20 protein-coding genes are annotated in these 20,596 nt (G+C 70.6%); 3 read left to right on the top strand and 17 right to left on the bottom strand.

The window, feature by feature from the left end:
* Positions 1–81 precede the first annotated feature (81 nt).
* The 9 genes from rsfS to rplU all read right to left on the bottom strand — a co-directional run bounded on the left by rsfS (position 82) and on the right by rplU (position 6,773).
* The gene (gene rsfS, locus NS283_RS07705; protein WP_058596279.1) at positions 82–459 is read right to left on the bottom strand and encodes a ribosome silencing factor; all 378 of its coding nucleotides are present in this window, start codon (positions 457–459) and stop codon (positions 82–84) included.
* On the bottom strand, positions 456–1,574 hold the full coding sequence (locus NS283_RS07700) for a hypothetical protein (RefSeq protein ID WP_058596278.1): 1,119 nt from the start codon (positions 1,572–1,574) through the stop codon (positions 456–458). The genes rsfS and NS283_RS07700 overlap by 4 nt, the downstream gene beginning before the upstream one ends.
* Positions 1,571–2,167: a nicotinate-nucleotide adenylyltransferase gene (nadD, locus tag NS283_RS07695; protein WP_058596277.1), complete on the bottom strand. Its 597-nt coding sequence runs from the start codon at positions 2,165–2,167 to the stop codon at positions 1,571–1,573. The genes NS283_RS07700 and nadD overlap by 4 nt, the downstream gene beginning before the upstream one ends.
* 10 nt (positions 2,168–2,177) lie before the next feature.
* Positions 2,178–2,402: a hypothetical protein gene (locus NS283_RS07690; protein WP_013586444.1), complete on the bottom strand. Its 225-nt coding sequence runs from the start codon at positions 2,400–2,402 to the stop codon at positions 2,178–2,180.
* Between the two features lie 50 nt (positions 2,403–2,452).
* Entirely contained in the window at positions 2,453–3,712 is a 1,260-nt protein-coding gene (locus NS283_RS07685) for a glutamate-5-semialdehyde dehydrogenase (protein WP_058596276.1), read from the bottom strand.
* Between the two features lie 4 nt (positions 3,713–3,716).
* Positions 3,717–4,553 carry a glutamate 5-kinase gene (gene proB / locus NS283_RS07680; protein WP_193752645.1) on the bottom strand — a complete coding sequence of 279 codons (837 nt, stop codon included), beginning with the start codon at positions 4,551–4,553 and terminating at the stop codon, positions 3,717–3,719.
* Positions 4,550–6,094, bottom strand: coding sequence for a GTPase ObgE (gene obgE / locus NS283_RS07675; RefSeq protein ID WP_058596274.1), 1,545 nt, complete (start codon positions 6,092–6,094; stop codon positions 4,550–4,552). The genes proB and obgE overlap by 4 nt, the downstream gene beginning before the upstream one ends.
* Positions 6,095–6,188: 94 nt before the next feature.
* Positions 6,189–6,446, bottom strand: a complete 258-nt coding sequence (gene rpmA / locus NS283_RS07670) for a 50S ribosomal protein L27 (RefSeq protein WP_058596273.1) — start codon at positions 6,444–6,446, stop codon at positions 6,189–6,191.
* 18 nt (positions 6,447–6,464) lie between these two features.
* Entirely contained in the window at positions 6,465–6,773 is a 309-nt protein-coding gene (rplU, locus tag NS283_RS07665; RefSeq protein ID WP_081317309.1) for a 50S ribosomal protein L21, read from the bottom strand.
* Between the two features lie 213 nt (positions 6,774–6,986).
* Here rplU and NS283_RS07660 point away from each other — a divergent pair, with 213 nt between their 5' ends.
* Complete coding sequence (locus NS283_RS07660; protein WP_058596271.1) at positions 6,987–7,262, top strand: DUF4031 domain-containing protein; 276 nt, start codon at positions 6,987–6,989, stop codon at positions 7,260–7,262.
* A gap of 55 nt (positions 7,263–7,317) precedes the next feature.
* Here the strand turns inward: NS283_RS07660 and NS283_RS07655 are convergent, their stop codons facing one another.
* Positions 7,318–9,951, bottom strand: coding sequence for an Rne/Rng family ribonuclease (locus tag NS283_RS07655; RefSeq protein WP_153003300.1), 2,634 nt, complete (start codon positions 9,949–9,951; stop codon positions 7,318–7,320).
* A gap of 284 nt (positions 9,952–10,235) precedes the next feature.
* Here NS283_RS07655 and NS283_RS07650 point away from each other — a divergent pair, with 284 nt between their 5' ends.
* Positions 10,236–10,832, top strand: a complete 597-nt coding sequence (locus NS283_RS07650; protein WP_058596270.1) for a vitamin K epoxide reductase family protein — start codon at positions 10,236–10,238, stop codon at positions 10,830–10,832.
* A gap of 85 nt (positions 10,833–10,917) precedes the next feature.
* The gene (locus NS283_RS07645; RefSeq protein WP_058596269.1) at positions 10,918–11,148 is read left to right on the top strand and encodes a PLDc N-terminal domain-containing protein; all 231 of its coding nucleotides are present in this window, start codon (positions 10,918–10,920) and stop codon (positions 11,146–11,148) included.
* Between the two features lie 176 nt (positions 11,149–11,324).
* Here the strand turns inward: NS283_RS07645 and ndk are convergent, their stop codons facing one another.
* The 7 genes from ndk to NS283_RS07610 all read right to left on the bottom strand — a co-directional run bounded on the left by ndk (position 11,325) and on the right by NS283_RS07610 (position 20,588).
* Positions 11,325–11,741: a nucleoside-diphosphate kinase gene (gene ndk, locus NS283_RS07640; protein ID WP_058596268.1), complete on the bottom strand. Its 417-nt coding sequence runs from the start codon at positions 11,739–11,741 to the stop codon at positions 11,325–11,327.
* A 3-nt stretch (positions 11,742–11,744) separates the two neighbouring features.
* Entirely contained in the window at positions 11,745–12,158 is a 414-nt protein-coding gene (locus NS283_RS07635) for a DUF4233 domain-containing protein (RefSeq protein ID WP_081317308.1), read from the bottom strand.
* Positions 12,146–13,498, bottom strand: coding sequence for a bifunctional folylpolyglutamate synthase/dihydrofolate synthase (locus NS283_RS07630; protein WP_058596267.1), 1,353 nt, complete (start codon positions 13,496–13,498; stop codon positions 12,146–12,148). The genes NS283_RS07635 and NS283_RS07630 overlap by 13 nt, the downstream gene beginning before the upstream one ends.
* Positions 13,495–16,905, bottom strand: a complete 3,411-nt coding sequence (gene ileS / locus NS283_RS07625; RefSeq protein ID WP_058596266.1) for an isoleucine--tRNA ligase — start codon at positions 16,903–16,905, stop codon at positions 13,495–13,497. Before ileS ends, NS283_RS07630 begins: the two co-directional genes overlap by 4 nt.
* Positions 16,906–17,203: 298 nt before the next feature.
* Entirely contained in the window at positions 17,204–18,775 is a 1,572-nt protein-coding gene (locus NS283_RS07620) for a dipeptide ABC transporter ATP-binding protein (RefSeq protein WP_058596265.1), read from the bottom strand.
* Positions 18,772–19,614 carry an ABC transporter permease gene (locus tag NS283_RS07615; protein ID WP_058596264.1) on the bottom strand — a complete coding sequence of 281 codons (843 nt, stop codon included), beginning with the start codon at positions 19,612–19,614 and terminating at the stop codon, positions 18,772–18,774. The genes NS283_RS07620 and NS283_RS07615 overlap by 4 nt, the downstream gene beginning before the upstream one ends.
* Positions 19,611–20,588 (bottom strand): ABC transporter permease, encoded by a 978-nt coding sequence (locus tag NS283_RS07610; protein ID WP_058596263.1) that lies wholly within the window; start codon positions 20,586–20,588, stop codon positions 19,611–19,613. The genes NS283_RS07615 and NS283_RS07610 overlap by 4 nt, the downstream gene beginning before the upstream one ends.
* Positions 20,589–20,596 lie beyond the last annotated feature (8 nt).

The following is a 20,596-nucleotide window of genomic DNA, read 5'->3' as shown; positions in this document are numbered from 1 at the left end:
GAATGCGAGGGGCGATCCTGACGATGAAACGGCGATGCCCCCGCGCCGAGAAGCGCGGGGGCATCGCCGTGTGGGCGCGGGTCAGTCCGCCGTGGCCGGGCTCGGGAGCTCGAGCGGAATGACCGGGCAGTCCTTCCAGAGGCGCTCGAGGCCGTAGTACACGCGCTCCTCCTCGTGGAAGACATGCACGACGAGGTCGCCGAAATCGAGCAGCACCCAGCGTGACTCCTGGCGACCCTCGCGCCGAAGACGCTTGTGACCCGCCTCGAGGAGCTTCTCTTCGATCTCGTCGGCGATCGCCGCGACGTTGCGCTCGTTGCGGCCCGTCACGAGCAGGAAGATGTCGACGAGCGGCAGGGGCTCCGAAACGTCCAGGGCGACGAGGTCTTCGCCCGACTTGCTGTCGGCGGCGAGAGCGGCGATCTGTGCCATCTCGCGGCCGTTCTGGGTCGCGGTCATCCGAATACTCCTGTCGTGACGGCGATGGCGAGAGCCACCGCCACGGCGATCGCCAGAGCGCCTGTGGTGATGATGAGGCCGATGACGAGCTTGCTGCCCTTCTCCGGCGCGGGTGGGCGGATGATGTCGCCCGGCTGCTTGACGGTGCTGATCGCCGCGCTGGCGGCGATCGGTGTGGGCGACGACGCGGCCGGCAGCTCTCCGTCGAGGAGGACGGCGTCTGCTTCGCGGCCGTCGGTGGTGCCGGGGGCGTGGCCGACGGACCCCAAGCCCTGGGGAAGTTCGAACGTTCCCGTGATCATGACCTCGCCCGTCGCCGTCACCGGAGCGACCAGCGGCCCGCCGACGGGGGCGTCCGAGAGGATCAGCGCGTTCGGGGTCGAGACCGACCCCGTCGCGGCACCGCTACGCGCGATCAGCTGATCGAAAGAGGGCGGCAACGAGATGTCCGGCGTCGCACCGTTGAGGAGATCGGATCCGAGCTCGGGGTTCACCGTCGACGAGACCGGCGGAGCGGGGACGGGCTCGGTGGTCTCCGGCTCCTCGGCGACGGCCGGGCGGAAGATCGCCGGAAGGTCTCCGGTGGGCGCGCTCTGGCCGGGGACGGCCGGGGTGAGGTCGGGCGAGATGACCGGCACCGACGCCGTTCGGATCTTCTCCTGCGCGCGCACCTGACGCCGGGTGAGTCCGGTCGGTGCGTACGCCGAATTGTCGTCGACCGCCGACGACGGAAGGCCGATCACGGCAGGTTCCGGCGTCGTCACGGGCTGCGCGGGCTGCGCGGGCTGCGTCGAGGAGACGGGAGCGTCGGGCTCCACCGGCGACTCCGGCGTCGCGCTGTCGTCGTGCGACGTGGGCTCGTCGGGCGTCGCGGGATGTCCATCTGCGGTGCGCTCGTCGTGCGCGACCGGCGAGTCGTCGGCGATCGCGGGCTCGTTCGCGACCGCGGGCTCGTTCGCGACCGCGGGCTCGTTCGCGACCGCGGGCTCGGGCGCCGCCTCGACGGCGGGCTCGACCGGCGGCGTCGGGATGATCGGCGTCGCGCCGGTGTTGCGGATCTCGCGCAGCTGGCGCCGCGTCAGCGGCGGGGTTCCATTGTTCTCGGAAGTGCTCATGCGTTACTCCGGTAGAGGTGGTGCTTCGCGATGTACTGCACGACACCGTCGGGCACGAGGTACCACACCGGGTGTCCTCGGCGCACACGGGCGCGGCAGTCTGTGGATGAGATCGACAGGGCCGGGATCTCGAGCTGACTCACATCTTCGGTCGGGAGTCCCTCGGTCGTCAGAACGTGCCCCGGGCGGGAGACGGCGACGAAGTGCGCGAGGTCCCACAGTTCCTGGTGATTGCGCCAGCTGAGGATCTGCGCGACCGCGTCGGCTCCGGTGATGAAGAACAGGTCGGCGCCGGGGCGTTGGCTCTTCAGATCACGCAGCGTGTCGATGGTGTACGTCGGGCCGTCGCGATCGATGTCGACCCGGCTCACGGTGAACTGCGGGTTCGAGGCGGTCGCGATCACCGTCATGAGGTAACGGTGTTCGCTCGCCGTGACCTCGTCCTTCTGCCACGGGCGGCCCGTGGGCACGAAGACGACCTCGTCGAGGTCGAAGGACTGCGCGACCTCGCTCGCCGCCACCAGGTGACCGTGATGGATGGGATCGAACGTCCCACCCATGACCCCGATGCGAGGGGCTCGCGTCACCGACATACGGTGGGCCTCAGTGGCCGTGCGCCTCGGGCGTCGGCGTCCCGTGCTTCTTCGTGTAGGCCTCGGCCTTGTGCGCGTGACGGTTCGAGACGTTGCGGTACGACAGCGTGACGAGGCTGAGCGACACGAACACCACGAAGGCGAGGGCGCCGATCCAGAAGGTCTGGGCCTGCACGTTGCCGCCGTGGTGACCGGCCTCTTCGGCGGCGTGGGCGAGAAGTGAGGCGAAAGTCATCAGTGCTCCGTTTCGGGTGTCTGCGCGGCGCGCAGTGCCATTTTAGGCGGTTAGACGCGGACCTGTCCGTCGCCGCGCCCGAGCCACTTCGTGCTCGTGAGCTCGGCGAGACCCATCGGGCCGCGCGCGTGAAGTTTCTGAGTGGAGATGCCGACCTCGGCGCCGAAACCGAACTCGCCGCCGTCGGTGAAGCGGGTCGACGCGTTGACGAGCACGACCGCCGAGTCGACCTCGGCCAGGAAGCGCTGCGCCGCGGTGTCGTCGTCGGTGATGATCGACTCGGTGTGGTGCGTCGAGTAACGCCGGATGTGGTCGAGGGCGGCGTCGAGGTCGTCGACCACCCGCACAGCCAGATCGAGGCTGAGGTACTCGGCCGCCCAGTCGGCGTCGGTGGCCGCGACGACGCGCGGGTCGTACCCCGCGACGGTCGGGTCGCCGTGCACGCTGACGCCCGCCTCGGCGAGCGAGACCAGCAGTTCGGGCAGCAGACGGTCGGCCGCCGCGCGGTGCACCAGGACCGTCTCGACGGCGTTGCAGACGCTCGGTCGCTGGGTCTTGGCGTTCAGGACGATCTCGCGCGCCCAGTCCGCGCGCGCCGTCTCATCGAGGTAGACGTGGACGACGCCCGCGCCCGTCTCGATGACGGGGACGGTCGACTCGGTGACGACCGTCTCGATGAGCGACGCGCTCCCCCGCGGGACGAGGACGTCGACGAGACCGCGGGCATTCATGAGAGCGCGGGCACCGTCACGGCCGAAGTCGTCGACGGTCTGCACCGCCTCGGGCGAGACACCTTGCGAGGCAAGTGCCCCGCGCATGACCGTCACGAGTGCCGCGTTGGAGCTCTGCGCGGCGGAGCCGCCCCGGAGCACCACCGCGTTGCCCGATCGCAGGGCGAGAGCGGCGATGTCGACCGTGACGTTGGGGCGTGCCTCGTAGATCGAACCGACGACACCGAACGGCACGGCGACCTTCTCGAGTGCGAGCCCGTTGGGAAGGGTACGGCGATCGAGGACCCGCCCGACCGGGTCGGGCAGGACGGCGACGTCGCGGACGGCTGCCGCGAGCGCCGCGACACGGCCGGCGTCGAGGCGCAGCCGGTCGAGAAGGGCGTCGCCGATCGCGTTCGTCCGACCGCGCTCGAGATCGTCGGCGTTCGCGAGCACGATGTCGTCGGTCGCGGCGTCGAGAGCGTCGGCGATCGCGTTCAGGAGAGACGTCTTCGCGTCGGCGTCGAGCAGGCCGATCTGTCGCGCCGCGTCCTTCGCCAGACGCAGACGCTCCTGGACGGAGACAGCGATCGTGGTCATCGCGTCAGTCTACCGTCGCGGCGACGGCGCCGATCGGACCGGTCGACAGGGTGACGGCATCCGGATTCGGAGCGAACCAGGTCCCCACCGACTCGCCGGCGAGGGCATCGGCGACGAGATCCGCGCTGGTCACCAGAACGCCGACACCGGCCGTCGACGCGAGCTTCGCGGCCGAGACCTTGGTCGCCGCTCCCCCGGTGCCGACGCCGTTGACGACGCCCGCACCGAACTCGAAGTCGGACAGGTCGTCACCCCAGGCCACGTCGGTGATCGGGCGAGCGCCGGGTTCGTTCGGCGGGGCGGTGTACAGGCACGCGATATCGCTGAGCAGCACGAGCGCGTCGGCCCCGATCAGCTGTGCCACGAGGGCGGCGAGCCGGTCGTTGTCGCCGAAGCGGATCTCGTGCGTGGCGACGGTGTCGTTCTCGTTGACGATAGGCAGGATGCCGAGCCCCAGAAGCCGTTCCATGGCACGACGCGCGTTGGAACGCGGAGTGGCGTTCTCGAGGTCGCCGGCCGTGAGCAGCACCTGGCCGGCCAGCAGCCCGAAGCGGTCGAGAGATGTCTGGTAGCGCCACATCAGGACGTTCTGCCCCACGGCGGCGGCCGCCTGCTGCGTGGCGAGGTCGTTCGGTCGGCCGCCGAGGTCGAGGAGCGGCAGGGCGGTGGCGATGGCGCCGGACGACACCAGCACGACCTCGACGCCACCCGCGTGAGCGCGAGACAGGGCCTCGACGATCGTGTCGATGCGGTGCGCGCCGTCACCGCTGATCGACGACGAGCCGACCTTGACGACGACGCGCGACGCGCGTGGGATGTCGGCGCGGGTCGAGGCCATCACCGTTCGTCCGCCTCGTCCAGGAGAGCCGAGGAGTCGCCGTCCGGGTCGATCCCGGCGGCGCGCGCCGCCCGGCGCTCGGCCTCGAGTTCAGCGCGCGCCTCGGCCTTGGCATCCATTCGCTCGTGATACTGCTCACGACGCTCGGACGACGTACGACGCGGGTTCTGCACGAGACGCGGGTCGGTGCCGCGGGGCGCGGTCATGAGTTCTGCGGCCGACGTGAGCGTGGGCTCCCAGTCGAACACGATCCCGTCTCCGGGGCCGATGACGACGGTCGCACCCGCGACGGCGCCGGCGCGGAACAGACCGTCCTCGACGCCCAGGCGCGCGAGACGGTCGGCGAGATAGCCCACGGCTTCTTCGTTCTGGAAGTCGGTCTGCTGCACCCACTTGACGGGCTTGTCGCCGAGGATCCGGTAGACCGGCCCGTAGGTGCCGCCCTCGACCTTGATCTCGAAGTCCTTCTCGGCACCCTTCGGACGGATGACGATGCGCTCAGCCGGGGCGTCGTCGATCGTCGCCACGCGGTGCTGCTCGACGATGTCGGCGAGGGCGAAGGTGAGCTCGCGCAGGCCGGCGCGGCTGACCGTGGAGATCTCGAACACGCGGAATCCACGCGCTTCGAGGTCGGGGCGGACGAAATCGGCGAGTTCGTGAGCCTCGGGGACATCGACCTTGTTCAGGGCGATGATCTGCGGGCGCTCAAGGAGCGGCAGCTGCCCCTCGGGGACCGGGTAGGCGCCCAGCTCGGCGAGGATCACGTCGAGGTCGCTCAGCGGATCACGACCCGGGTCGAGGGTCGCGCAGTCGAGGACGTGCACGAGAGCCGTGCAGCGTTCGACGTGGCGCAGGAACTCCAGGCCGAGGCCCTTGCCCTCGCTCGCACCCTCGATGAGCCCGGGTACGTCCGCGATCGTGAACCGCACGTCGCCCGCCTGCACGACGCCGAGGTTCGGGTGCAACGTCGTGAACGGGTAGTCGGCGATCTTGGGACGCGCGGCCGACACGGCGGCGATGAGGCTCGACTTTCCGGCCGAGGGGAAGCCGACGAGGGCGACGTCGGCGACGGTCTTGAGCTCGAGGACGACATCGCCCTCCCACCCCGGTGTCCCGAGCAGCGCGAAGCCGGGAGCCTTGCGCTTGGGCGAGGCCAGCGCGGCGTTGCCGAGCCCGCCCAGACCACCCGGGGCGACGACGAAGCGCATGCCGGGGGTGAGCATGTCGACGAGAACGGTGCCGTCGGTGTCTTTCACGACCGTGCCGAGCGGGACGGGGAGCTCCTGGTCTTCGCCCATGGCGCCGGAGCGGTGGTCGCCCATCCCGAATCCGCCGTTGCCCGCGGAGCGGTGCGGCGAGTGGTGGTACGAGAGCAGGGTGGTCGTCTGGGGGTCGGCGACGAGGACGACGTCGCCGCCGTGTCCGCCGTTGCCGCCGTCGGGACCGGCCAGCGGCTTGAACTTCTCGCGGCGCACCGACACGCAGCCGTTGCCGCCCTTGCCCGCACGCAGGTGCAGAGTGACGCGGTCGACGAAGGTGACCATGGGAGTCCTTTCGGGACGGGACCGGGATGCCGGAAAGAAAAGAAGAGGGGGCGGGCTGTGCCCACCCCCTCTATCGCGCGCTGAGCGCTGTGGATTACTCCGCTGCGGCGACGATGTTGACGACCTTGCGGCCGCCCTTGTTGCCGAACTCGACCGCACCGGCGGCGAGAGCGAAGAGCGTGTCGTCGCCTCCACGGCCGACGTTGGCGCCGGGGTGGAAGTGCGTGCCGCGCTGGCGGACGAGGATCTCGCCGGCGTTGACGGCCTGGCCGCCGAAGCGCTTCACGCCGAGGCGCTGTGCGTTGGAGTCACGACCGTTACGGGTGGAGCTTGCGCCCTTTTTGTGTGCCATCTCTGCGTCTCCTGGCTCTTACTTGATGCCGGTGATCTTGACGCGCGTGAGGTCCTGACGGTGGCCCTGGCGCTTCTTGTAGCCGGTCTTGTTCTTGAACTTCTGGATCACGATCTTCGGACCGCGCTCCTCACCGAGGACCTCGGCCGTGACCGAGACCTTCGCGAGCTTGTCGGCGTCGGTCGTGACGGCGTCGCCGTCGACGAACAGGACGGCGGGCAGCTGGATGCTCTCGCCGATCTTCGCCGCCTGGCGGTCGAGCACGACGATCGTGCCGACCTCCACCTTTTCCTGCCGGCCGCCGGCGCGCACAACTGCGTAGACCACTTCACACCTGTTTCATTCGGGAGCGCACGGCTCCGGTTGTCTGATGACGTCGAGAGGGTCTCTCGACCCAAATCTCGGTACGATCCGGCGAGCTCGGCTCGCGGGTGTCACGCGCTGGTAGGGGCGGACACGACGCACCAAGGGTCAAGTTTAGCTCACGGGACGGCATCCGGCAAAAGCATCCGACCCGCGTGTCGACCGTAGGATCACGGAATGGCGATCCTGATCGACGACCCGCAGTGGCCCGCGCACGGACGACTGTGGGCGCACCTCGTCAGCGACAGCGATCTCGACGAGCTGCACGCCTTCGCCGCGGCCGCCGGGATTCCCGCCCGTGCGTTCGATCTCGACCACTACGACGTTCCCGACGAGCGCCACGCCGATCTCGTCGCCGCCGGCGCGGAACACGTCGGCGGGCGCGAGCTCGTCCGTCGTCTCCGCGCTTCGGGCCTGCGCATCACCGCCCGCGAACGCCGCGGACGCGCGTGAGGGGTCATGCCCACGTCGCGGACGACAGGGCATGACCCCTCACGGGTGAGAACGATCAGTCCGACGACGGCTGGGCGTCGACCGGGGTCCCGGTGAGGGCGGCTGTCGTGACGCGGCGGCGCGAGCGTCCCTGACCGGGCGCCTTCGGCTCCGGGAGCGCCTCGAGCACGGACTCGAGCAGCGCGTCCTTCTCGGTGCGCGGGGTCTTCGGCTCACGCTTCTTGCGCGGACGCTTCTCGCGCACGGGCGCCTCGACCTTGGCATCCAGGACCGCTTCGACCGACGCGACCACGGCCGCTTCGACGATCGCGGGGTCTTCGACGGTGGGGTGGATCGTGGATGCCGCGATCTGCGCGAGCGCCGACTTCACGCCCTCGGTGATCACGTGCGTGCCGCCGGCGGCGGCCGCTGCTCCCCCGTTGCCGGCCGGAGCGCCGTTTCCGTTGTTCGAGCCGTTCGCGGAGGCGTTGCCGTTGCCGTTTCCGCCGCGTGTCCGACGGTTGTTCGAGCCGCCGTTGCCGTTCCCGTTGCCGTTCGTTCCGGTGCGGTGGCGGACGACGGGGTCGTGATGCACGACGACGCCACGTCCGGCGCAGACCTCGCAGGCCTCGCTGAAGGTCTCGAGAAGGCCGAGGCCGAGCTTCTTGCGCGTCATCTGCACGAGGCCGAGCGAGGTGACCTCGGCGACCTGGTGCTTCGTGCGGTCGCGGCTCAAGCACTCGATGAGACGACGGAGCACGAGATCGCGGTTGGACTCGAGCACCATGTCGATGAAGTCGACGACGATGATGCCGCCGATGTCGCGCAGACGCAGCTGACGCACGATCTCTTCGGCCGCTTCGAGGTTGTTCTTCGTGACCGTCTCTTCGAGGTTCCCGCCCGAACCGACGAACTTGCCGGTGTTGACGTCGACCACGGTCATGGCCTCGGTGCGGTCGATCACGAGCGAACCGCCGGAGGGCAGCCAGACCTTGCGGTCGAGGGCCTTCTCGATCTGCTCCGTCACGCGGAAGGCGTCAAAGGGGTCCTGCTCGCCCTCGTACTTCTCGACGCGCTCGAGCAGGTCGGGGGCGACGCCCGCGAGGTAGTTGGAGATCGTCTGCAGCGCCTCGTCGCCCTGGATCAGCATGCGCGTGAAGTCCTCGTTGAAGACGTCGCGGACGATCTTGACGAGGAGATCGGGCTCGGAGTGCAGCAGCGCGGGCGCCTGGATCGTCTGCAGCTGGTTGCTGACGTGCTCCCACTGCGAGGTCAGGCGCTGGACGTCACGCGTCAGCTGCTCCTCGGTGGCCCCCTCGGCCGCGGTGCGGACGATCACGCCCGACGACTCGGGCAGGACCTCCTTGAGGATCTTCTTGAGGCGGGCGCGCTCGGTGTCGGGCAGCTTGCGCGAGATCCCGTTCATGGTGCCGTTGGGCACGTAGACGAGATAGCGCCCCGGGAGCGAGATCTGGCTCGTGAGGCGCGCACCCTTGTGGCCCACCGGGTCCTTGGTCACCTGAACCAAGACGCGGTCGCCCGACTTGAGCGCGAGCTCGATGCGGCGGGGCTGGTTGCCGGTGTCGATGCCGTCCCAGTCGACCTCGCCGGAGTACAGCACGGCGTTGCGCCCGCGACCGATGTCGACGAACGCGGCCTCCATGCTCGGGAGCACGTTCTGCACGCGGCCGAGGTAGACGTTGCCGATGAGCGACGCATCCTGGTTGCGGGCGACGTAGTGCTCGACCAGCACGTTGTCCTCGAGGACGGCGATCTGGATGCGGCCGGCCTTCGACCGCACGACCATCACGCGGTCGACGGCCTCGCGGCGCGCGAGGAACTCGGCCTCGGTCACGACGGGGCGGCGACGGCCGGCCTCGCGACCATCGCGGCGCCGCTGCTTCTTGGCCTCGAGGCGCGTGGAGCCCTTGATGCGCTGCGGCTCGGTGACGACCTCGACGGCGCGCTGGCGCGGCGGGGCCGCGGGGGCGTCGTCCTGGTCGTCTGCGCTGGCGGCGGCGGCGCCACCGCGACGGCGGTTGCGTCGTCGAGCGTTCGCGGAGGTGCGCTCCGCCGGAGCCTCGTCGTCGCGCTCGTCGCGGAAGCCGCGGTCGTCGGAGTCGTCGCGCAGGGCCGCCGGAAGCGGCTCGGGCGCGTAGAAGTGCAGTTGGGTCGACACCGCGGACACGAACACCTCGGGCAGAAGGCCCAGCGACACGGCGGTCGGGCGTTCCGGCTTCTGCGGTGCGGACGTCTCTTCCGCGGGCGCTTCGGATGCCGCGACCTCGGCCGTCTTCTCCGTTTCGGGCGCCTCGGCGGTGCGCGTCTCGGCGGTGGACGTCTCGTCAGCGGTGTCCGGCCCGGGGGCGGCCTCGGCGGGCGTCTCGTCCACCGGCGCGGGAGCGTCAGCGTCGGCGGCGTCTTCCGTCGCGCTGTCCGTCGCGGCGTCGGCGACAGCGGGCTCAGCGTCCTGCTCGCTCTCGGCGGACACCGCGTCGGCGGGCGCTTCTTCGGCGGGCGTCTCGTCGAGCACCGCGGGAGGAGCCGTGTCGAGCGCCGCGGCGCTCTCGGCATCCTGAACCGCGCCCTCTTCCTCGTCGACCGTCGGCGCCTCGGGGGAAGCGGTGGCGTCGGAGGAAGCGTCCTGCTCGACTGCGGCGTCGGGCGCGATCTGCTCGGTGGGGGTCTGTTCGTCGCTTGCGTCTGCCATTGTGGCGTACTCCCTGGCGGGGCGACACCGCGCGTCGCCCGGCGAAATCTCGTGCGGCGCCGCACCCGGCGGGGCCGCGAACTCACTCGGTCTGCAGCAGGCCGGCGGCTCGTGCTGCGAAGGGCGGTCATCGCCCGAAGTCTTCTGGTGATGCTCCTGCGGCGCGGCCGCGGTACATCGAAACATCATTATCGCACGGTCCGTCCGGAAACCACCGCACGGGGGCTCTTCGACACCGAGCGATCTTCAGCGGACAGCGAAGTGCGCGGTGACAGAATCGAGCCATGAGCGACACCGTCACCCCTCGCCGCCCCGTCGTGGTCGCGATCTGGCTCGTCTTAGCCGGCATCGTCGGGTGGTGGGCGGCGTTCTCGCTGACGATGGAGCGCTTCGCCCAGTTGAAGAACCCCGGGGAAGCGGCATCCTGCGACTTCAGCGTCCTGGTCCAGTGCTCGGCGAACCTCCAGTCGCCCCAGGGCAGCGTGTTCGGATTCCCGAACCCGATCATCGGCCTCACGGCGTGGATGGCGCCGGTCGTCGTGGGCATGGCGCTGCTGGCCGGTGCACGGTTCGCGCGCTGGTTCTGGGCGCTGTTCTGGCTCGGGTTCGCCTTCGCGATCACGTTCGTCATCTGGTTGATCTCGCAGAGCATCTTCGTGCTCGCGACCCTCTGCCCGTGGTGCATGGTGACGTGGTCGGTCGTGATCCCCTCGTTCTTCGTGGTCACGCTGCACGTGCTCCGCGAGGGAGTCATTCCCGCGCCGCGTGTGCGGCACGTCGCCGAACGGCTCATGCCCTGGGTCCCGCTGATGACGCTCGCGGCGTTCGTCGTCATCGCCGTCATCGCGCAGGCTCGACTCAACGTCCTGGCGCAGTTCTGACCTCATCGCGGGTCGTTCTCGTGCCCTCGGGTTCTCGTACCCGCGGTTTCTCGCGCGCAAAGGACTTGTGCCCTAGGTTCGAGGAATGGATGCCACGAACCCGCTGATGCCTGCCGCGTACGACCTGGTGTGGTCGGGGCTGGCCGTGGTGGTGCTCGGTCTTGCCGTCTGGGCCATCGTCAGCCTGTGCCGCAGCGCGGGACGGCTGTCGTCGACGTCGGTGCTGGTGTGGGCGATCGTGATCCTCGCCGTTCCCGTGCTCGGCCCGGTGTCGTGGCTGGCGGCGGGGCACCGGGCGGGCTTGTCGCGAACCTGAGGGCGTCGCGCGCGGGCCGGTGGCTTCCACAGGCTCAGCCACCTCCTCGGTCGAGGGCGCGGGCCGGTAGCAGTCATCTCACCGGGCGCCGGCGCAGGTTCCTGAGCTCGTCGAAGGGATCGGGACGCAGTGATGGCCGCCACCCCTCGGGGCGGCGGCCATCTCGGCATCCGGGATCAGGCGAACCAGATCGCGAGCTCGCGCTCGGCGGACTCGACGCTGTCGGAGCCGTGGACGAGGTTCTGCTGCACCTTCAGGCCCCAGTCGCGGCCGAAGTCGCCGCGGATCGTGCCGGGCGCGGCGGTGGTGGGGTCGGTCGTTCCGGCGAGCGAACGGAAGCCCTCGATCACGCGGTTGCCCGCGAGACGGATGGCGACCGAGGGGCCGGAGAGCATGAACTCGAGGAGCGGCTCGTAGAACGGCTTGCCCTCGTGCTCGGCGTAGTGCTGGGCGAGGCGCTCACGGTCGGGCTCGACCAGGCGGATGTCGACGAGGGCGTAGCCCTTCGCCTCGATACGGGCGAGGATCGCGCCGGTCAGGCCGCGGGCGACGCCGTCGGGCTTGACCAGGACGAGGGTCTCTTCGGTGGCCATGGGTCATTCTCCGTTCGAGAGGTCGGGGGAAGCGGCCCGCCGGGCGTTCTGCCGGTCGAGGGCCGCTCCCTTGATCGTCGCATACGCCCACATGCCGCCGAAAATGAGCGCGACGACGGCGAGGGCCGGAACGAGGAATCCGCCGAGGAGCAGGAGCACCTGGAGAGCCCAGCCGACCCACACGGCCTTCCGGTGGCGAAGGAGGCCGGCGACGGCGACCATGGCGACGGCCATCACGACGCCGCCGACGATCCCCCACCACGGTTCGATGCCGAACGGCAGCACCTTCAGCCCGTAGACGACGAGACCACCGAGGAAGACGATGATCGACTCGAAGCCGAGCACGACGGCGCCGAGCGATTCGAGGGCACCGCGCTGGCGACGCGCGCGCGGCTCCCGGGGACTCACGCCTGCCACCCCGACTTCCAGTCCTCGAGCTCCGACAAACGCAGCGCTTCGCCCGCGAGGACGACGGAGCCCGCGATGACGACGGCGCGACGGTCGGACTCGGCCGCCCACGCCCGTGCCGCGTCGGCGGCGTCCTCGAGCGTCGGGTGCACGGTGACCGGCAGGTCGGCCGCTTCGGCCACGTCGGCGATCGTGTCGGGATCGGTGGCGCGGTCGCTGTCGGGAGCGGTGGCGAACACACGCGCGACGGCCGGCACGAGTGCGGACATGATGCCGACGGCATCCTTTCCATCCAGGATGCCGATGACCGCCCCCCACTCGTCGATGTCGAACGACTCGTCGAGGGCGGCGACCAGGGCGCGGGCGCCGTGCGGGTTGTGTGCGGCGTCGACGAAGACCGTGGGCGCCGTGCCGATGAGCTGCAGGCGGCCGGGCGAGGTCGCGGTGCCGAGACCGTCGGCGATCACGTCGGCGGCGAGGGCCTGGGTCCCGCCGCCGATGAGCGACTCGACCGCCGCGACCGCCAGGGCCGCGTTGGCGCCCTGGTGAGCGCCGTACAGCGGCAGGTAGACCTCGCGGTAGGTTCCCGCGACGCCGCGGATGTCGAGCTGCTGTCCCCCGACGGCGAGGGTCTGCCCCTCGAGGGCGAACCCGTCACCCGCGATCGATACCGTCGCGCCCTCCTTCTCGGCGCGTTGGCGGATGGCGCGCAGCGCGTCGGGAGGCTGCGGAGCCGAGACGACGGCCGCGCCAGGCTTGATGATGCCCGCCTTCACCGTGGCGATCTCCGCGACGGTCGAGCCGAGTCGGTCGACGTGGTCGATGTCGATCGGCGTGAACACCGCGACGTCGCCGTCCGCGGTGTTGGTCGAGTCCCACTCGCCGCCCATGCCGACCTCGAGCACGAGCACGTCGATCGGCGCGTCGGCGGCGACGACGAACGCGAGCACCGTGAGCAGCTCGAAGAAGGTCAGCGGAGCGTCGCCCGCGCCGGCCAACTCGGCATCCACCATGTCGACGAACGGCTGGATCTCGTCCCACGCGTCCGCGATCGCGGCATCCGACACCGGCTCGCCGTCGATGAGGATGCGCTCGGTGAACCGCTCGAGGTGCGGGCTGGTGAACAGGCCCGTCCGAAGCCCCATCGCACGCAGCAGGCTCTCGATCATGCGGCTCGTCGAGGTCTTGCCGTTCGTGCCGGTGACGTGGATCACGCGGTACGTGCGCTGCGGGTCGTCGAGCAGCTCGAGCACACGACGCGTGCGCTCGACGCGCGGCTGCACCCACTGCTCGCCCTGGCGCTCGAGGAGCGCCGCGTAGACGGCGTCAGCTCTGGTGCGATCGCTCATGCGGGGGCTCCGATCCGGGCGACGGCCACCGTGACGGCTCCGACGTTCGCGTAGGTCTTCGCGGCGAGCACGTTCTCGAACTCGGGCTCGCCCACGTTCCCGCGCTCGATGAGCCGCTCCGTGCGGCTGGCCAGCACGACGCCTTCGGCGAGGGTCTCGGATGCCACGCCCGCGACGTCGAACGCCTGGGCCACGGCGGCCGCATCGCCGGCGTCGTCGAACGTGAGGGAAAGGGCGATGCGGTCGCTCACGTCGAAGCCCGCCGCCTTTCGCGTGTCCTGGATGCCCCGGATCATGTCACGCGCCAGGCCCTCGGCCTCGAGCTCGGGCGTCGTCGAGGTGTCGAGCAGGAGGAAGCCCTCGGCGGCGACGAGCAGCGCAACCGCTTCGCCCTCGGCGAGGCGAGAGGCGTCGGTCTCGAGGGTTCCCTCGCCGAGCCCCAGCACGACCTCGCCCTCCGGGGTCTGCACGACGATGCCGCGGTCGGTCTCCGCCCAGTCGCCGGCCTTGGCCGCCTGGATGACCTGCTGCACGCGCTTTCCCAGACGCGGGCCGGCGGCGCGAGCGTTGATGACGAGGCGCTGCGCGAGTCCGAACTCGTCGAACGACTGGGGCGTCAGCTCGACCAGTTGCACGTCCTTGACGTTGAGTTCCTCGCGCACGAGGTCTTCGAACTGCGCCAGGCCCGCGGCATCCGGGGTCACCACCGTCAGACGCGGCAGCGGCAGGCGCACACGCTTGCCCTCGCGCTTGCGCAGCGCGTTGGCGACGCTCGAGACGTCGCGCACGGTGTCCATCGCGGTGCGGATGTCTTCCGCGGCCGCGTAGGCCGACGCGTCGGGCCAGTCCGTCAGATGCACGCTGCGTCCGCCGGTGAGGCCCTGCCACACGCGCTCGGTGACGAGCGGAAGCAGCGGGGCCGCGACGCGGGTGAGCGTCTCGAGCACGGTGTACAACGTGTCGAACGCCTCGCGGGAGCGCGGGTCGTCGGTCACGCCGACCCAGAAACGGTCGCGCGAGCGCCGGATGTACCAGTTGGTCAGCACCTCGGCGAAGTCGCGCAGGCGCTCGGCCGCGGTCGTGGAGTCCAAGCCTTCGAGGTCGGCGGCGACGTCCTTCACGAGGTCGCCCGTCAGCGCAAGGATGTACCGATCGAGCACGTCGGTGGAGTCGGTGCGCCACTCGGCGGTGTAGCCGTCGGGTCCCGAGGCGTTGCTGTACGTCGCGAAGAAGTACCACGCGTTCCACAACGGCAGCAGGAACTCGCGTACGCCCGAGCGGATGCCCTCCTCGGTCACGACGAGGTTGCCGCCGCGCAGCACGCTCGACGACATGAGGAACCAGCGCATGGCATCCGAGCCGTCGCGATCGAAGACCTCGCGCACGTCGGGGTAGTTGCGCAGCGACTTCGACATCTTCTGCCCGTCGTTGCCGAGCACGATGCCATGGCACGAGACGCCCGTGTAGGCCGGGCGGTCGAACAGCGCGGTCGAGAGCACGTGCATGACGTAGAACCAGCCGCGGGTCTGTCCGATGTACTCGACGATGAAGTCGGCGGGGGCGTGCTCGTCGAACCACTCGTGGTTCTCGAACGGGTAGTGCACCTGCGCGAACGGCATCGAGCCCGAGTCGAACCACACGTCGAGCACGTCCTCGATGCGGCGCATCGTGGACTGCCCGGTCGGGTCGTCGGGGTTCGGGCGCGTGAGGTCGTCGATGTAGGGGCGGTGCAGGTCGACCTCGCCGTCGGCGTTGCGCGGCAGCCTCCCGAAGTCGGCCTCCATCTCGGCGAGCGAGCCGTACACGTCGACGCGCGGGTAGTTCGGGTCGTCGCTCCTCCAGACCGGGATCGGCGAGCCCCAGTAGCGGTTGCGGCTGATGGACCAGTCGCGAGCGCCCTCGAGCCACTTGCCGAACTGGCCCTCCTTGACGTTCTCGGGCACCCAGGTGATCCGCTGGTTGTTCGCGAGCAGGTCGTCCTTGATGTCGGTCACACGCACGAACCAGCTCGACACGGCCTTGTAGATGAGGGGGTTCCGGCAGCGCCAGCAGTGCGGGTACGAGTGCTCGTACGACGCCTCGCGCAGCAGGCGTCCGCCCTGCTTCAGCAGACGGATGAGCGGCCGATTGGCCTCCATCCACAGCTCCCCGGCGACGTCGGTCACTGCCGACAGGAACCGGCCGCCGTCGTCGAGCGAGATGATCGTCGGCAGGCCCGCGGCATCCGCGAGACGCTTGTCGTCCTCACCGTAGGCCGGGGCCTGGTGCACGATGCCCGTGCCGTCGCTCACCGTGACGTAGTCGTCGACGAGGATTCTCCAGGCGTCCTGCGTGCCCCACACCGACGCGTCGGCGTAGTAGTCGAAGAGGCGGTCGTACGAGACGCCCTCGAGCTCGGCGCCCAGGACCGTCGTCTGAACGGCCGCGCGGGCGGCATCCGCACTCTCGTACCCGAGATCCTTCGCGTAGTTCGGCAGCAGATCCTCGGCGAGCAGGTAGCGGTGCGCGACGGCCTCGAACGCCTCGTCGGGGGTGCCGTCGGGGGTCGTGTGCACGTCGGCCGCGCCGTTCGGGCCGCCCTCGATAACTGCATAACGGATGCCGGGACCCACCGCGAGGGCAAGGTTCGTCGGGAGGGTCCACGGGGTCGTCGTCCACGCGAGGGCACGGACGCCGGTGAGACCCAGCGCCTCGGCCTTCGCGCCGACGAGAGGGAAGGTCACGGTGACCGAGGGGTCCTGACGCATCTTGTAGACGTCGTCGTCCATGCGCAGCTCGTGCGTCGACAGCGGCGTCTCGTCGCGCCAGCAGTACGGCAGCACGCGGTACCCCTCGTACGCGAGGCCCTTGTCGTGCAGGGTCTTGAAGGCCCACAGGACGCTCTCCATGTAGGTCGTGTCGAGCGTCTTGTAGCCGCGCTCGAAGTCGACCCATCGGGCCTGACGGGTGACGTAGTCCTGCCACTCGCGCGTGTACTCGAGCACCGACTCGCGGGCCTTCGCGTTGAAGGTCGCGACGCCCATGCGCTCGATCTCGTCCTTCTCGGTGATCCCGAGCTGCTTCATGGCCTCGAGCTCGGCCGGGAGACCGTGGGTGTCCCAGCCGAAGACGCGGTCGACCTTCTTGCCGCGCATCGTCTGGAAGCGCGGGAAGACGTCCTTGGCGTACCCGGTGAGCAGGTGCCCGTAGTGCGGGAGACCGTTGGCGAAGGGCGGGCCGTCGTAGAAGACCCACTCCTCGGCGCCCTCACGGTTCGCGATCGAGGCGCGGAATGTGTCGTCCTCGGCCCAGAACGCGAGGGTGTCACGCTCGATGTCCGGGAAGCGCGGGCTGGGAACAACGGATGCCGTGCCCGCGGCGCTGGCGTCAGCTGCGGGGCCGAAGGATGAGGGGCGAGGGTAGGTCATGTCTCTCCGCGGGTCGAGGTCTCCTCGCCGGGACGATCCGTCGGGACCGCGGTACCACCCTGCGTTGCGCGCCCTCCCGGGAACGCCGCTCTCACTGCGGCTGTGACGGGCCTGCCCCGCGCGGTTCTAGTCCGGGCCGTGACCCGTTTCTTCCGCGAGCTCCCCGGTGATGGCCGGATCGGTGCTGATCGATCTAGTCTACGCGCTCGTCCCGCTCCCCGCTGCGCCCCTTCGCTCCCCCGTCGAGTGTCCAGGAAACGCCGTTATGCCGGAGCGAGTTGCGGCGTTTCCTGGACACTCAACGCTCGGTCGGCGGGGCGGTGAGGGCAGAGGAGGAAGGGGAAGCGGAGGCGGCGAGGAGCTCTTGCGTGAAGGGATGCCGGGGCTCGGCGAACACGCACGGCACGGGGCCGGACTCGACGACGCGGCCGTCCTTCATCACGAGCACGTCGTCGGCGATGCCCGCGACCACCTCGAGATCGTGCGTGATGAACACCATCGCGAGATCCCGCTCACGCTGGAGAGCCCGAAGGCGGTCGAGGATACGCGCGCGGACGGTCGCGTCGAGCGCCGAGACCGGCTCGTCGAGAACGAGGAGGTCGGGATCCGTCGCCAGCGCGCGAGCGATCGCGACCCGCTGCCGTTGTCCGCCCGAGAGCTGCGCCGGCAGTCGTCGCCCGAAGCCGGCACCCAGACCGACCTCGTGAAGCAGCGCATCGACCTCGGCGCGGCGGCGCGGACGGGGAACCCCGGCCGCAGCGACCGCCTCCCCCACCGTGCGGGCGACGCTCCAGCGCGGATCGAGCGCGCCCCAGGGGTTCTGCTGCACAAGCTGTACGCGGCGCCGAGAGGCACCGCGCGCCGCGTGGGGAGACCAGGGGCGTCCGTCGAACGTGAGGCTCCCTTCATCCGGGGCGCCCACTCCGACGATGAGTCGGGCGAGCGTCGTCTTGCCCGATCCCGATTCGCCGACGATCGCGAGGGTCCGTCCACGGTGCAGCGTGAAGCTGACGTCGTCGACCGCGACGCGGTCGCCGAAGCTCTTGCGCAGTCGCTTGCCGGCCATCAGCGGTGCGTCGAATCGCGGGGCGCGGTGCAGGAGCTCGTGATGCGTCGCCTCGACGAGCGCGCGGGTCTGCGGATCGCGCGGGGCGGAGAGCACCCGGGCGGTCTCGCCGGTCTCGACCACGCGACCGTCGTGCAGGACGATCACGCGATCGGCCACGCGGCGGACGGCCGCGAGGTCGTGACTGATGAACACCACCGCGACACCGGCGTCGGCAATACGCCGCAACTGGTCGAGCACGCGCGCCTGGACCGTGGCATCCAGGGCCGTCGTCGGTTCGTCGGCGATGAGGATCGCGGGATCGGCGGCGAGAGCCGAGGCGAGGAGCGCGCGCTGGCGAAGTCCGCCCGAGAGCTCGTGGGGATACTGGCGAGCCCGCCGGTCGGGCTCGGGCAGCGCCACGCGGTCCAGCACCCCGCGGACGCGCGCGCGGAGCGCCTCCCCGCGGACGGCGGGTTCATGGATGCGCACGGGCTCGGCCACTTCGGCTCCGACGCGCCGCAGCGGGTCCAGCGAGACGAGGGCGTCCTGCGACACCAGGGCGATCCGGCGCCCGCGGAGCCCGCGCCACCGCCGCTCGTCGAGGCCGCGCCCGTCGACGCCGTCGACCTCGAGGGCGGCGGCGCTCCACGACAGGGTCCGCGGCAGCAGACCGAGCAGCGCCGCGGCCGTCAGCGACTTTCCGGTGCCCGATTCGCCGACGATCGCCACGCACTCCCCCGGCGCCACGTCGAGGTCGAGACCGCGGACGAGCGGCGTTCGCCCCGCGGCGACCCGGAGGTCTCGCACCCTGAGCCCGCTCATGCGCCCCGCTCCTCGGTCCCGGCCCGCAGGATGCGCCCGATCACGCTGACGCTGATGACGGTCGTGGTGATCGCCAGCCCGGGGAACACGGCGACCCAGGGCGCCTGCAGCAGCAGATTGCGTCCAGCCGAGAGCATCAACCCCCATTCCGGCGTGGGTTCGGTCGGCCCCAGACCGAGGAAGCTCAACCCCGCCGCGGCGAGGATGCTCGTCCCGATGCCGATCGTGGCCAGCACGCTCACGGCGCCCAGGACGCCCGGCAGCACGTGGCGGATGTGCACGACGACGGCGGGGACGCCGACGATCCGCGCGGCCTCGACGTGCTCGGCGGCCGCGAGTGTGCGCGTCTGCGCGCGAGCGAGGCGGATGTAGACCGGGATGGCGGCGATCGTCACGGCCACCGCGACATTGACCGGGCCCGGTCCCAGCACCGCGACGACGAGGAGCGCGACGAGGAACTCGGGGAACGCGAGCAGCACGTCGACGACGCGCATGGCGGCGGCATCCACGACCCTTGGCGAGACAGCGGCGAGAGACCCGGCCACGATCCCGACGACGAAAGCGAGGGCGGTGGCGAGGAGCCCCGTACCGACCGAACGGCCCGTCCCGTAGACGACGCGCGAGTACACATCGCGCCCGCTCTGGTCCGTGCCGAACCAGTGCGCCGCGCTCGGGGGCTGCAGGGCAGCACGCACGTCAGTCACGAGCGGGTCGTGCGTCGCGAGCAGGCCGGGGGCGACAGCCGCGAGGGCGATGACGGCGAGCACCCCGCCGGCGATGCCGAGCGCGAGGGTCCGCCCGCCGGAACGCGTGCGCTTCGGCGCATCCACCACCGTCATGCGGGCACCCCCGCCCGCACCCGGATCGCCGCGGACGCGCCCCGGAGCCGCGGGTCGAGCAGCGGCACGACGAGGTCGACGATCGTGTTCACGATGACGAAGACGAGCGCGCTCAGCAGGATCACACCCGTGATGACGGGCAGGTCGCGGTCGGTGATCGCCGTGAGCGTCACTCGCCCGATGCCGGGGCGGGCGAACACCGTCTCGACGAGCACGGCGCCCCCGAGGAGCGAGCCGACGAGGTAGGCCGCGAGCGTCACGGCGCCCACGCTCGCGTGACGCAGAGTGTGGTGCACGCTCTCGCGGAACGGCGAGGCACCGCGTGCTCGCACGGTGACGAGGAACGGTTCGCGTTCCGCCGCCTGCACCCCGTCGCGCAGAACCTGCGCGAGCAGAGCCGCGACCGGCAGGGCCAGCGTCACGGCCGGCAGGACGATCGCCGACGGGTCGCGCGCCCCCGACACCGGGAACCAGCCGAGCTGGAACGAGAACACGCTCAGCAGCACGAGCCCCGTCCAGAACACCGGCGACGAGAGCACGACGAGTTCGATCCCGGACGCCACGACCCGGCCCGTCCGTCCGCGGACGAGAAGAGCGGATGCCAGGGCCAGGACGAGCGCGATCCCCAACGCGAGGGCCGAGAGCTGCAGGGTGGGGCCGAGCTGGCGCCCGATGACCTCGCTCACGGGCAGTCGCAACTGGTACGACTCCCCCAGGTCACCGCGCGCGAGTCGACCGAGGAACGCGCCGTACTGCTCGAGCACCGGGCGGTCGAGTCCGAGCTCCGTGCGGATTCCGTCCTTGACCGCGTCGCTGACCTGCGCCTGCGGGCCGAGCATGACCTCGACCGGATCGCCGGGGATGATCCGGAACGCGACGAACGCGACGGTGGCCGCTCCCCACAACACCAGGACGACGGATGCCACGATCCCGCCGAGGCGCGAGAGGATCGCGCGCGAGCGAGGGCGTGGCATCCGTGGTC

Origin of the sequence: Microbacterium testaceum, assembly GCF_001476285.1 — a bacterium.
In the GTDB taxonomy this organism is placed as follows: Bacteria; Actinomycetota; Actinomycetes; order Actinomycetales; family Microbacteriaceae; genus Microbacterium; species Microbacterium testaceum_B.
The sequence above is the reverse complement of the archived record's forward strand: the minus strand, read 5'-3'. Positions and strand labels throughout refer to the sequence as shown.

Excerpts from the sequence above, each read along its gene's own strand:
- rsfS (WP_058596279.1), bottom strand. The coding sequence starts at position 459 with ATGACCGCGACCCAGAACGGCCGCGAGATGGCACAGATCGCCGCTCTC.
- NS283_RS07700 (WP_058596278.1), bottom strand. The coding sequence starts at position 1,574 with ATGAGCACTTCCGAGAACAATGGAACCCCGCCGCTGACGCGGCGCCAG.
- nadD (WP_058596277.1), bottom strand. The coding sequence starts at position 2,167 with ATGTCGGTGACGCGAGCCCCTCGCATCGGGGTCATGGGTGGGACGTTC.
- NS283_RS07690 (WP_013586444.1), bottom strand. The coding sequence starts at position 2,402 with ATGACTTTCGCCTCACTTCTCGCCCACGCCGCCGAAGAGGCCGGTCAC.
- NS283_RS07685 (WP_058596276.1), bottom strand. The coding sequence starts at position 3,712 with ATGACCACGATCGCTGTCTCCGTCCAGGAGCGTCTGCGTCTGGCGAAG.
- obgE (WP_058596274.1), bottom strand. The coding sequence starts at position 6,094 with ATGGTCACCTTCGTCGACCGCGTCACTCTGCACCTGCGTGCGGGCAAG.
- rpmA (WP_058596273.1), bottom strand. The coding sequence starts at position 6,446 with ATGGCACACAAAAAGGGCGCAAGCTCCACCCGTAACGGTCGTGACTCC.
- NS283_RS07660 (WP_058596271.1), top strand. The coding sequence starts at position 6,987 with ATGGCGATCCTGATCGACGACCCGCAGTGGCCCGCGCACGGACGACTG.
- NS283_RS07655 (WP_153003300.1), bottom strand. The coding sequence starts at position 9,951 with ATGGCAGACGCAAGCGACGAACAGACCCCCACCGAGCAGATCGCGCCC.
- NS283_RS07650 (WP_058596270.1), top strand. The coding sequence starts at position 10,236 with ATGAGCGACACCGTCACCCCTCGCCGCCCCGTCGTGGTCGCGATCTGG.
- NS283_RS07645 (WP_058596269.1), top strand. The coding sequence starts at position 10,918 with ATGGATGCCACGAACCCGCTGATGCCTGCCGCGTACGACCTGGTGTGG.
- ndk (WP_058596268.1), bottom strand. The coding sequence starts at position 11,741 with ATGGCCACCGAAGAGACCCTCGTCCTGGTCAAGCCCGACGGCGTCGCC.
- NS283_RS07630 (WP_058596267.1), bottom strand. The coding sequence starts at position 13,498 with ATGAGCGATCGCACCAGAGCTGACGCCGTCTACGCGGCGCTCCTCGAG.
- ileS (WP_058596266.1), bottom strand. The coding sequence starts at position 16,905 with ATGACCTACCCTCGCCCCTCATCCTTCGGCCCCGCAGCTGACGCCAGC.
- NS283_RS07620 (WP_058596265.1), bottom strand. The coding sequence starts at position 18,775 with ATGAGCGGGCTCAGGGTGCGAGACCTCCGGGTCGCCGCGGGGCGAACG.
- NS283_RS07615 (WP_058596264.1), bottom strand. The coding sequence starts at position 19,614 with ATGACGGTGGTGGATGCGCCGAAGCGCACGCGTTCCGGCGGGCGGACC.
- NS283_RS07610 (WP_058596263.1), bottom strand. The coding sequence starts at position 20,588 with ATGCCACGCCCTCGCTCGCGCGCGATCCTCTCGCGCCTCGGCGGGATC.